The following is an 11,857-nucleotide window of genomic DNA, read 5'->3' on the forward strand; positions in this document are numbered from 1 at the left end:
GTATCTAGGAACAAAAACTGGATAGGGCATTTATAAGACCTTGTTTAGTAACAAATTGGTGCGGAGTGGTAGTTCAGTTGGTTAGAATACCGGCCTGTCACGCCGGGGGTCGCGGGTTCGAGTCCCGTCCACTCCGCCACTAATAAGAAGCCCTAGCAGAAATGCTAGGGCTTTTTTTCGTCTATAATATCGTCTATCTTTTTATACCAATCACACTAAGTAATTGATCAGAAATAGCATTATTAAAATGCTCGAGAACAAGACAGAATATTATCAATAAGTCGTTACTCTACAATCAAAAAATCTAACTCAGTTATCGAACATTTTAGAATGACCTATTATTTAGTACGATTAGTATTTTTCGCAAAGAATGGTTATTTGAGTCAATGAAGAAGTGGTTTCTATTCGTCGTCTTTTTATTTTCTATTTGTTGTTTAACGGCGTTTGGTAGTTTGTTTGCTCTATTGTCATATCAGAGTAAAGGCTACGATTGGCAATGGCTCAGTTTCCCATTTATTGATGGTGGAGTGCAGGTTACTCGTACTAGCGATACTCACCAATTATTGTTACGTAAGGTCTATTTTTTTCATTCCGCAGAAGTCTCTGTGTATACCACTATGGATAATAAGTTGGTACTGCATCTCTCTCGTTTTCAGGCTTGTTCTGGACCTAATCAAACGCAGATACAACTCAACCAATTACCTCCACAGAAGGTCACCTTTAGTTGTGAAAACAATAACCAATTGAGTTTTAGTACGGTTACTACTCATTTAAATAAGATGATTGTGAACTTTGAAGAAAGCGAATTAACGATTAATTTTGCTGATTGGAATATATCTGACATTAAAAAAGATCAATTTAAACAATTACATCCACACTATTTTGAACGATTAGGGCAACCTTCTAAGTACCAATGGTCACGGGATTAATACTTAGATTGCATATTCGCACTCGACACTTCCTTTATATTACAGTAGTCTGAATTTAGAAACGTATAGACGTCTAGATGCTTAGAGGAGTGAAGTTTTGCCTATTCGAGTTCCCGATCAATTACCTGCAACCGATATACTGAGAGGCGAAAGCATCTTTGTGATGTCAGAAACTCGCGCATCAACTCAAATGATTCGACCATTGCGTGTGTTGATCTTAAATTTAATGCCAAAGAAAATAGAAACAGAGACTCAGTTTCTGCGTCTACTCTCGAATAGCCCGCTTCAGGTTGATATCGAATTGCTTCGTATTGATAATAGACCGAGTAAAAACACACCGACTGAGCATTTAGACAACTTTTATCGACAATTTGAAGCGGTAAAAGAACGAAACTTTGATGGGCTCATTATTACGGGTGCACCACTAGGTTTAGTGCAGTTCGAGGATGTATTCTATTGGGATCATTTGAAAACGATTATGTCTTGGGCAAAAGAGCACGTAACCTCAACACTATACGTTTGCTGGGCTGCACAAGCAGGACTGAAGCTGCTTTACGACTTACCGAAGAGAACACGTAAAGAGAAGCTTTCAGGGGTATATAGCCATGAGACTCACAATGCTTACCATCCACTCTTAAGAGGCTTTGATGATTGCTTCTTAGCACCTCATTCGCGTTACGCTGATTTTTCTCCGAGTTATTTAGAAGAGAATACAGACTTAGATATTCTCGCGACTTCGAAAGAAGCTGGCGTCTATTTAGCCGCAACACAAGATAAGCGAAATGTATTTGTTACTGGGCACCCAGAGTATGAGTCACACACTCTGCATACTGAGTATGTTAGAGACTGTGGTGAAGGTATGGACCCTCAAGTTCCAGTTAACTATTACCCTGATAATAATCCTAGCAATGAACCACATGCAACTTGGCGAAGCCATGGGCATTTGTTGTTTAGTAACTGGTTAAACTACTGCGTTTATCAGCAAACGCCTTACGATTTGGATCAGTTCTCAGAGAAGAACTTTACCACTGACGAATAGCCGTTTGCGCTGAGAAAATAAAAAGGCATACCTGTATATAGGTATGCCTTTTGTGTTTTTTGGGGCAGCTAATAACTGTGTTATCTGAGCCTGCTTGAAAGGCTTTTAGGTGCCTTCTATGAATCCAGGGTGCAGTGTAATTACTCGTTGTTGTCTTCCGTTACAGCTGGCTCTAAACGCTTCGCTTTTTCTATCATTGGGGTAATTGTCATTCCCTGTACAAGAATAGAGAACATGACTACAGAGTAGGTCATCACCATTATGATTTCTTTTACATCAATATTTTTCTCTGGAATGACCATAATTCCCGCAGGTATAGAAAGCGCCATTGCCAGTGCAAGCCCGCCTCTTAGCCCCCCCCAAGTAAGAATTCTTACTGACATTGGGTTGTAGTATCTAAACCGATTGAAGCACAGATACGAGAGTTTAATACTTAGGTAACGGACGATGAGCACTAATGGCACAGCAATGACCATTACAATCCAGTCTTCTTTGTGAAATTCAAATAGCAGCATTGACATGCCGATTAGTAGGAACAGTACGCCATTTAAGAACTCGTCAATCAGCTCCCAAAAATGGTCTAAGCTGCGATGGCTTTCTTCGCTGAAACCTGTTTTACGGGTCCAGTTGCCGATAATGATTCCCGATACCACCATAGATAGAGGTCCGGAAACTCCCATTAATTCTGCCAACGCATATCCTGCCGAAGGCACAAGCAATGTAAGGAGTAATTCCATTGAATGATCATCGGTTAAGCTGATGAGTTTATGGAAGATTAGGCCGAGCACAAAGCCGTAGGCGATGCCCCCGATAGCTTCTTGTAGAAATAGTGTAGTGACTGACGTAAATGTAGGGGCGTCATTACCAAAGGCAATGGTATACATAGTGACAAAAATGACTAAACCAAAGCCATCATTAAACAGTGATTCCCCTTCGATCTGCGTAGAAATACGTGCAGGGGCTCGCAACTTCTTTACGATGGCCAATACCGCAATAGGGTCCGTTGGAGAGATAAGGGCGCCAAAAAGTAAGCAGTAGATAAGATCTAACTGGAAGCCAAGTAAGCCAAAGATTTCATGTAGAGCAAATCCAATGGCGAAAGTCGAAAATAACGTAGCTCCAAGAGCTAAAAACGTGATTTCCCACTTTTGATCTTTTAAATGATTCAGCTGGATTCCTAAGCCTCCAGCGAACAGTAAGAAACCAAGAATACCTTTTAATAGAAAGTCTTCAAAATTAATTGATGCGATGGTTTCACTTGCGACATGCGATAGTTTAAACCACCCTGCTTGCCCTATAATTATGATTGCAAGCGAAAGGATCATAGCTCCTGCTGTTATAGCAATGGTGGTCTGCATCTTTCCTATCTTACTGTTTATAAATGCGATAAATACCGCACCCGCAGCTAGAAAACATAGCGTATGGTAGGCTTCCATTACTTCCTCCTTGATTTAGTCAGTCTCATCACTGTGAGACAAAATAATACTGATATCAAATAAAACTCCTCGTAATACTGCATCATAGCGTCAATATGCATACTTTAGACGTCTAGAAATCTAATTTTTCTGTGATAGGATGTTATTCATAAGTAAGTAATAGCATGTCTGAGCAGGATGCAGTATGAGAGAACAGATAGAAGCCCAATTAAAGAAGCACATTCTTTTGATCGATGGTGGTATGGGCACCATGATCCAAAACCAGAAATTAGAAGAAGAAGACTATAGAGGCTCTCGCTTTGCCGACTGGCATTGTGATTTAAAAGGCAATAATGACCTACTTGTTCTTACTCAGCCGCAGTTAATTAAACAGATACACAGTGACTACTTGGAAGCGGGCGCTGATATTTTAGAAACAAACACCTTCAACTCGACCACCATTGCCATGGCGGATTACGACATGGAGGAGTTGAGTGAAGAGATTAACTATGTGGCGGCGAAGCTTGCTCGTGAAGCTGCTGACGAATGGACTAAGAAGACCCCAGAGAGACCACGTTACGTCGCGGGTGTTTTAGGTCCAACCAACCGCACTTGTTCCATTTCTCCTGATGTTAACGATCCTGGTTTTCGAAATGTCAGTTTTGATGAATTGGTTGTCGCTTATAAAGAGTCCACATTAGCGTTAATTAAGGGTGGCTCAGACCTTATTCTTATTGAAACCGTTTTTGATACTCTCAATGCTAAGGCTTGTGCATTTGCCGTTGAGACTGTCTTTGATGAAATTGGTCAGACGTTGCCAGTTATGATCTCCGGTACAATTACCGATGCATCGGGCCGTACGCTGTCTGGGCAAACCACAGAAGCTTTTTACAACTCATTGCGTCATGTAAATCCAATTTCGTTTGGCTTGAACTGTGCATTAGGTCCAGATGAGTTGCGTCCTTATGTTGAAGAACTGTCTCGTATTTCTGAGACGTTTGTTTCTGTCCATCCTAATGCGGGTCTACCAAATGCCTTTGGTGAATATGACCTGTCTGCCGAAGATATGGCCGAGCATATCGAAGAGTGGGCAGAGTCAGGGTTTCTCAACCTTGTTGGTGGCTGTTGTGGTACTACGCCTGAACATATTCGAGCGATGGCCGATGCCGTAGAAAAAGCGACACCTCGTGCATTACCAGAGATAAAACCCGCCTGTCGCCTTTCTGGTTTAGAGCCGTTATCGATCGAGAAAGAATCTTTATTTATGAACGTTGGTGAACGAACTAACGTAACGGGTTCCGCTCGCTTTAAGCGTTTGATCCGAGAAGAGCTTTACGAAGAAGCGTTGGATGTCGCTCGTCAACAGGTTGAAAACGGCGCTCAGATCATCGATATCAACATGGATGAGGGGATGCTCGATGCTGAAGCGTGTATGGTTCGTTTCCTCAATCTTTGTGCCTCAGAGCCTGAAATTTCTAAAGTACCGATCATGGTTGACTCCTCTAAGTGGGAGGTTATCGAAGCGGGTCTAAAATGCATTCAAGGTAAGGGGATTGTTAACTCAATCTCTATGAAAGAAGGCAAAGAAAAGTTTGTTACCCAAGCTAAGCTGATTCGACGCTATGGTGCGGCGGTTATCGTGATGGCCTTTGATGAAGTTGGGCAGGCAGATACTCGTGAACGCAAAGTCGAAATTTGTACCAATGCATACAATATTCTCGTCGATGAAGTGGGCTTCCCTGCTGAAGACATTATTTTTGACCCGAATATCTTTGCGGTGGCAACGGGTATTGACGAGCACAATAACTATGCGGTCGATTTTATAGAAGCGGTTGCTGACATTAAACGTACTTTGCCTCACGCAATGATTTCTGGAGGGGTATCCAACGTTTCCTTCTCTTTCCGTGGTAACAACTACGTACGTGAAGCTATCCACGCTGTATTTCTATACCACTGTTTTAAAAACGGTATGGATATGGGGATTGTGAATGCTGGTCAGCTAGAAGTTTACGATAACGTCCCAGATAAGTTGCGTGATGCGGTTGAAGACGTTGTTCTTAACCGTCGTGCTGATGGCACAGAACGATTACTTGATATTGCGGATGAATACCGTGAAAACGGTGTTGGCCCTAAAGATGATGGTACGGCGCTGGAGTGGCGTGGCTGGCCAGTAGAAAAACGTCTTGAACATGCACTGGTTAAGGGTATCACTGAATTTATTATTGAAGATACCGAAGAGGCGCGAGTGAAAGCCAGTAAACCATTAGAGGTGATTGAAGGGCCTCTTATGGATGGTATGAATGTGGTCGGTGACTTGTTTGGTGAAGGTAAGATGTTCTTACCACAAGTTGTAAAATCGGCTCGTGTAATGAAGCAAGCTGTGGGTCACTTAGAGCCGTATATCGATGCACTTAAAGAAGTGGGGCAAACCAACGGCAAAATACTATTGGCAACCGTAAAAGGCGATGTTCACGATATCGGCAAAAACATTGTTGGTGTGGTATTACAGTGTAATAACTATGAAATCATCGATCTTGGTGTCATGGTGCCTTGTGACAAAATCTTGAAAGTCGCGAAAGAAGAAAATGTCGATATCATTGGCCTTTCCGGACTGATCACTCCATCTTTAGATGAGATGGTGCACGTAGCCAAAGAGATGGAACGTCAAGGGTTTAATCTACCGCTATTAATTGGTGGTGCAACCACCTCTAAAGCGCATACAGCCGTTAAAATTGAACAGAACTATTCAGAGCCCGTTGTTTATGTAAACAACGCTTCACGCGCGGTTGGGGTGTGCTCATCCTTATTGTCTGACGAACTCAAGCCAGCTTTTGTTGAGAAACTGGTTTTGGACTACGAACGCGTTCGTGACCAACATGCGAGAAAGCGCCCTAAGAGTGCGCCAATTACGATAGATAAAGCGCGTGAGAACAAAGTGGATATCGATTGGCAATCTTATGCTCCTCCTGCGCCGAAGCAACTAGACCCTGTTATCATTAAAGATATGAGTGTGTCAGTACTGCGTGAATATATCGATTGGACCCCTTTCTTTATGACGTGGACTTTAATGGGCAAATATCCCGCTATTCTTGATCATGAAGAGGTGGGTGAAGAAGCTCGACGTTTATTTAAAGACGCGAATGATATTCTTGATCGTGTTGAACGCGATGGCATTTTAAAAGCGAATGGCATTTGTCAGTTATTCCCTGCAAATAGTGTCGGGGATGATATTGAAGTATATACCGATGAGTCTCGTACCACCGTTGCAAAAACCTTACACCATCTTCGCCAGCAAACGAAAAAGCCGAAGGGATTCAACTACTGCTTGAGCGATTATATTGCTCCGAAAGAGAGTGGTGTAAAAGATTGGATTGGTGCGTTTGCAGTCACTGGCGGTATTGGTGAGCGAGAGTTAGCGGATAACTACAAAGCGGCGGGCGATGATTATAACGCGATTATGATCCAAGCTGTGGCTGACCGCTTAGCGGAAGCTTTTGCCGAATATCTGCATCAAGAAGTGCGCACAAAAATTTGGGGATATAGCCCAGATGAGCAATTGAGCAACGATGATCTTATCCGTGAGAAGTATCAAGGCATCCGTCCTGCGCCAGGTTATCCTGCCTGTCCTGAGCATACAGAGAAAGGTCCTTTATGGGATCTTATGCAAGTGGAAGAACGTATCGGTATGTCACTCACAACCAGCTATGCAATGTGGCCGGGTGCTTCGGTATCTGGCTGGTATTTCTCTCATCCAGACAGTCGTTTCTTTGCTATTGCACAAATCCAAGAAGATCAAGCAAAAGACTACGCCGAGCGTAAAGGTTGGGAGTGGTTAGAAGCGGAAAAATGGTTAGGACCAAATTTAAATGGTTAGGTGTTAACAACAAAAATGGGGCTCTATCGAGCCCCATTTTTTATCGTTACTTTCAGTCTTCGTGTTCAAACAATTCTCTGTGTAGATGCTGAACAGCATTTCGTGCATAAGACTCATGTAATAAGAAGCACAAGTTATGGCAGCTGGCGCCGTAACAGATCATACGTAAATTGTAGTCTTCAAGTGTGCTGAAAATCTTCTTAGCGGCTCCTTTAGCTTGTCCCATTTCGTTACCAATAAGAGCAACAAGGCTTAGGTTGTGCTCTACCACAACCGAACATAGTTTTTCTAATTCTTGTTGGGCTGCGGGTGGTAGTTTTGGTGAGCCACCTTGGGTGCTGGTATGGTCAAGCGTTAGTGAAACACTGATCTCAGAGGTAGTAATAAGATCAACCGAGACTTTATGCTGTGCCAGGATGGTGAATACTTTGGCTAAGAAACCACTGGCTTGGAACATATTTAGGCTCTTTAAGGTAATCATGGTTTGATTACCACGCAATGTGACCGCTCTAAATAGTGGTGCGCTGTCGACTTCTTGTTTTACCCAAGTCCCTCCTAATTGTGGCTCTTTTGATGAACCTACAAAAACAGGTATTTTGTGTCTTAGTGCCGGAACCAATGTTGATGGGTGTAAGATTTTTGCACCGAAGTTAGCCATTTCTGAAGCTTCAGCAAAACTGATTTCTTTGATTGGATGTGCTTGAGAGGCGATACGTGGGTCCGTCGTGTAAATACCTGGAACATCAGTCCAGATCTCCAGCCCTGATGCTGAAAGCGCTTCGGCAATTAGGGCCGCGCTATAGTCACTGCCACCACGACCTAAAGTCGTTGTTTTATTATTGAGATCGGAGCCAATAAAACCTTGAGTAATCACAATCGACTCTTTGCATAAAGGCGCAAGGTGAGTTTGTACCGCAATACTAATTTCATCCAGAAGTGGCTCTGCATTGCCAAATACCGAGGTGGTTTTCATGACGGTACGAATATCAAAGCGTTGCGCATTGTGGCCTTGCTCGCACATTAATTGGCAAAGAATGTGCGTAGACATGAGTTCGCCACAAGAGACCAATTGATCGGTAAGTTGCTCACTTGGTTCATGTGCTGCTTTATCGGCACATTGTGATACCTTGGTCAGTATTTCATTGATCTCATTATTGATTTTTTCAGGGTGCTGTAATTGATTGATAATCGAGAAATGAATATCAACTAACGTTTGTAGAAGTTGTTCGCGTTTGTTTTTTTCAGTAACACCGTTTGCAAGCTCCACCAAAATATTGGTGACGCCAGAGCAGGCACTAATCACAACAAGTTTAGTTTGAGGGTTGTTTTCTACGATAGTCACACAACGGCTCATCGCCTCGAAGTTTGCGACACTGGTACCGCCAAATTTAGCAACGTTAATTGCGCTCACTGTATTTCTCCATTAATCCTTTAGAATGTGCAAATATCCATATTGAATCAACAACATGGGTTTCAAATGTGTTTTATTAATCACACATTTGACAATTAGAGCTTGCCCTAAGGTTTTTCTCTCTTTTCTTCATTGAACTGGTTTGTATAAATTATGTCAATGTCTTAATACAAATCCTTGATCTTTTACCTGCCGCATACTTCTAAACTTTGCTGATTGAACGCCTGTTTTCTATGCAATAAGCTGTGTATTCCCATTTAAAATTAAGGCTTTACCTATGCGCAGCTTCAATCCCCCTAAACGCACTTTACTTGGCCCTGGGCCTTCAGATATTTCCCCGCAAGTATTACAAGCTTTATCGCGCCCTACGATAGGACACTTAGATCCTCTCTTTATCGGCATGATGGATGAGCTTAAGTCTCTATTAAAATATGCTTTTCAGACCGAAAATGAATTTACGATTGCGATTTCAGCACCAGGCAGTGCGGGGATGGAAGCGTGTTTTGTCAACCTGATTCAGCCGGGAGAAAAAGTAATCGTTTGTCGTAATGGCGTCTTTGGCGAAAGAATGCGACAAAACGTAGAGCGTTGTGGCGGTATTGCGGTTGTGGTGGACGATGAATGGGGCGCACCGGTATCAGAGACTAAATTGGCTAGCGCTGTTGCTGAACATCCTGACGCGATAGCGGTTGCGTTTGTGCACGCTGAAACATCAACCGGTGCTCTAAGTGACGCGCAAGCATTGTCAAAAATAGCAAAAGCGAAAGACATGCTAGTGATTGTTGATGCGGTCACTTCGCTAGGCGGCGTGCCGCTATTGGTTGACGAATGGCAGTTGGATGCAGTGTATTCTGGCAGCCAGAAATGCTTATCTTGTACTCCGGGATTGTCCCCTTTGACCTTTTCAGAAAAAGCACTAGCAAAAATTGAATCGAGAACTCACCCAGTACAAAGCTGGTTCTTAGATCAAAGCTTAGTGCTTGGGTATTGGAGCGGTGCAGGTAAACGTGCTTACCACCATACAGCGCCAGTTAATAGCTTGTATGCGCTGCACGAATCCTTATTATTATTAAAAGAGGAAGGGTTACAGCAAGCGTGGCAACGTCATGCCGATGCTCATCAAATATTGAAACAAGGGTTATCTGAGCTGGGTATTCAATTTGTAGTGGATGAGCAATATCGATTGCCACAATTAAACGCGATTTATATTCCAGAAGGTGTTGATGATAGCGCTGTGCGTCAACGCCTATTGAATGAGTACAATCTGGAAATTGGCGCGGGGCTGGGAGACTTAGCAGGAAAAGCATGGCGCATCGGTTTGATGGGCTATGGCGCCCGCAAGGAAAATGTCGCACTTTGCTTGCAGGCACTTAAAGAGGTTTTATAACCAAGAGAGCTAAACCACCAGTGAGGGATTATTCGTTGCTGGTGGTAGGTTGCGCCTTACTCACCTTAATTCTCTTTAACGATACAGTGCTAAAGTCCACTTTAGGGAATAAAAACTCCGCTTCACTACGAATAGCATTCGCCATCTGCTCTTGGTCTAGAGCTAAATATGCCAGTATTAAGTTTTTGTATAGCGCAGGGCGTGGCTTGTCTTTTATAAACGGGAGTGACCAATCAACATAGGCTTGAATATGCTGTTTTTGATTGGTGGCAATGCCAATGTTTAACAAGGTGCTGTTGATATCCCATTCGTAACGATCTTTCCATGCGATAGGGTTTGTTACTTTGTCTAAGATATCTGGATTTTTAGGCTTAGAATGTTCAAATTGAGTCAGAATATAATTGGTCTGTAGCGCTGTCACCATGTAGACGCAGGTTAATATAGGTAATATCAAACTGGCACTGCGTAGGAACATTTTACTCACGCGGCCAAAGCTTTGTGGGTGATAACGTGCTGTACGTTGATCGACCCAATACAGCAGAACAATAAATGATACCCAGTGGATAGCAGAGTGATAGAAGGGGTATTCTAATTGCGTATGCAGCACTATCGGTATGAAGAGTGCCAAGATGCCAACGCGAGTGCCCTGCCTGACCATATACAAGCGGTATAGCACAAATCCCATCGCCAGAAATATCCCGACTAAAGGTATTATGCCTCCTTCAATTCCCCACATCAGTAGCTCATTGTGCGGATGGTCCATCGAAGGTAAACCGGCAGGATAGTCTGGGTTTATTTGGTGTTGTCTTGCGGTATAGACAATATAAGCCGATTCAAATTTTCCGTAGCCATAACCTGAGATAGGGCGTTCGATAATCATATCGATCCCCTGTGGGAAGGTATAAGCACGTGGGCTTTCTAAGTCGGCTTTTTGGCTGATTAATGACTGACTGCTGCCCGTGAAGGTCAAGCCGACACCAATAGCGAGTCCAATCAAAACCGCAGCAGACCAAATGATGGCTCGTGAGCGCAGGGCAAAGCGATATAGATAAGGCGAGACCATAGCAACAGCAATGATGGCACCTAGCCAACCGGTTCTAGAAGCTAGCACCACTAATAAAGGGATTGTCAGTAGCGGAATGGCATACAAAAAGGAGATTTTTTGTCGCCACTTTAAGTATTTGTCGTGAGGCTGTCTTGCGAGTAAGTATCCAGAAAGCACCAGTCCTGTGGCTAAGAAGCTAGCCATGACATTGGGTTGCTGAAAGATGCCATAAGGACGATTTCTTAGTGTGTCGTAACCAAATGGATTACCCGGTGACAGTAATGTGTATTGCACCCAACCAAATAGTACTTCAATGGCGACCGAAAATAAAATAAACCACAGTAATCGCTGCTTTTCTTCGTTACTAAATCTAAATTGCTGAAAAGATAGGAACAGAAAAAAGCCGGCCCATAATCCCATTAACCTTGGCAGTACAATCTCAACATTGGCATCGGGCAATAGCACAGGTAAGGTCATCAACAAACAGCTGATAAACAGAGCCACGGTCATTTTTGAGTATTTGATGGCACGATTATTGGCGGTTTGATACATGGCAATACCAAGTGCAATACTCAAAAATGCCCATACTGGAGGGTTAAAAGAGAGCGCTAAACCTGCTCCCCCAGGATTGGGGGAGAAAAAGTGTGTGGCGATGAGGAATATGATCCCCATAAACAGTAGAAAACGCCTGTTAAACGGTACTTTAGGAGTCTTTTTTTCAAGTAATGTACCTGTAGTTAACAGGGTTGCCATTGGT

At 43.1% G+C, this 11,857-nt stretch carries 7 protein-coding genes and 1 tRNA gene; 5 read left to right on the forward strand and 3 right to left on the reverse strand.

The genetic code is table 11. The annotated features are described in order from the left end of the window. Positions 1 to 62: 62 nt before the first annotated feature. The 3 genes from VEZ01S_RS12015 to metA all read left to right on the forward strand — a co-directional run bounded on the left by VEZ01S_RS12015 (position 63) and on the right by metA (position 1,968). Positions 63 to 139 (forward strand) — tRNA-Asp (locus VEZ01S_RS12015). A gap of 247 nt (positions 140 to 386) precedes the next feature. Beyond that, on the forward strand, positions 387 to 929 hold the full coding sequence (locus tag VEZ01S_RS12020) for a hypothetical protein (protein WP_052032226.1): 543 nt from the start codon (positions 387 to 389) through the stop codon (positions 927 to 929). A gap of 97 nt (positions 930 to 1,026) precedes the next feature. Then, positions 1,027 to 1,968: a homoserine O-acetyltransferase MetA gene (gene metA / locus VEZ01S_RS12025; RefSeq protein WP_021714316.1), complete on the forward strand. Its 942-nt coding sequence runs from the start codon at positions 1,027 to 1,029 to the stop codon at positions 1,966 to 1,968. A 140-nt stretch (positions 1,969 to 2,108) separates the two neighbouring features. Here the strand turns inward: metA and VEZ01S_RS12030 are convergent, their stop codons facing one another. Continuing rightward, on the reverse strand, positions 2,109 to 3,404 hold the full coding sequence (locus VEZ01S_RS12030; protein WP_021714317.1) for a cation:proton antiporter: 1,296 nt from the start codon (positions 3,402 to 3,404) through the stop codon (positions 2,109 to 2,111). Positions 3,405 to 3,588: 184 nt separating this feature from the next. Between VEZ01S_RS12030 and metH the strand changes: the two genes are divergently transcribed. After that, positions 3,589 to 7,257, forward strand: coding sequence for a methionine synthase (metH, locus tag VEZ01S_RS12035; RefSeq protein WP_021714318.1), 3,669 nt, complete (start codon positions 3,589 to 3,591; stop codon positions 7,255 to 7,257). A 52-nt stretch (positions 7,258 to 7,309) separates the two neighbouring features. Here the strand turns inward: metH and lysC are convergent, their stop codons facing one another. Further along, positions 7,310 to 8,611, reverse strand: a complete 1,302-nt coding sequence (lysC, locus tag VEZ01S_RS12040) for a lysine-sensitive aspartokinase 3 (RefSeq protein WP_439654013.1) — start codon at positions 8,609 to 8,611, stop codon at positions 7,310 to 7,312. Between the two features lie 334 nt (positions 8,612 to 8,945). Here lysC and VEZ01S_RS12045 point away from each other — a divergent pair, with 334 nt between their 5' ends. After that, the gene (locus VEZ01S_RS12045; RefSeq protein ID WP_021714320.1) at positions 8,946 to 10,055 is read left to right on the forward strand and encodes a pyridoxal-phosphate-dependent aminotransferase family protein; all 1,110 of its coding nucleotides are present in this window, start codon (positions 8,946 to 8,948) and stop codon (positions 10,053 to 10,055) included. A gap of 28 nt (positions 10,056 to 10,083) precedes the next feature. Here VEZ01S_RS12045 and VEZ01S_RS12050 read toward each other — a convergent pair whose 3' ends face one another. Next, on the reverse strand, positions 10,084 to 11,853 hold the full coding sequence (locus VEZ01S_RS12050) for a PglL family O-oligosaccharyltransferase (RefSeq protein ID WP_021714321.1): 1,770 nt from the start codon (positions 11,851 to 11,853) through the stop codon (positions 10,084 to 10,086). Positions 11,854 to 11,857: the final 4 nt, after the last annotated feature.

Source organism: Vibrio ezurae NBRC 102218, assembly GCF_000467185.1.
Classification (GTDB): domain Bacteria; phylum Pseudomonadota; class Gammaproteobacteria; order Enterobacterales; family Vibrionaceae; genus Vibrio; species Vibrio ezurae.

What these genes read in the sequence shown, in the direction of transcription:
- VEZ01S_RS12020 (WP_052032226.1), top strand. Translation starts at nt 387, where the DNA reads ATGAAGAAGTGGTTTCTATTCGTCGTCTTTTTATTTTCTATTTGTTGT.
- VEZ01S_RS12030 (WP_021714317.1), bottom strand. Translation starts at nt 3,404, where the DNA reads ATGGAAGCCTACCATACGCTATGTTTTCTAGCTGCGGGTGCGGTATTT.
- VEZ01S_RS12045 (WP_021714320.1), top strand. Translation starts at nt 8,946, where the DNA reads ATGCGCAGCTTCAATCCCCCTAAACGCACTTTACTTGGCCCTGGGCCT.
- metH (WP_021714318.1), top strand. Translation starts at nt 3,589, where the DNA reads ATGAGAGAACAGATAGAAGCCCAATTAAAGAAGCACATTCTTTTGATC.
- VEZ01S_RS12050 (WP_021714321.1), bottom strand. Translation starts at nt 11,853, where the DNA reads ATGGCAACCCTGTTAACTACAGGTACATTACTTGAAAAAAAGACTCCT.
- lysC (WP_439654013.1), bottom strand. Translation starts at nt 8,611, where the DNA reads ATGAGCCGTTGTGTGACTATCGTAGAAAACAACCCTCAAACTAAACTT.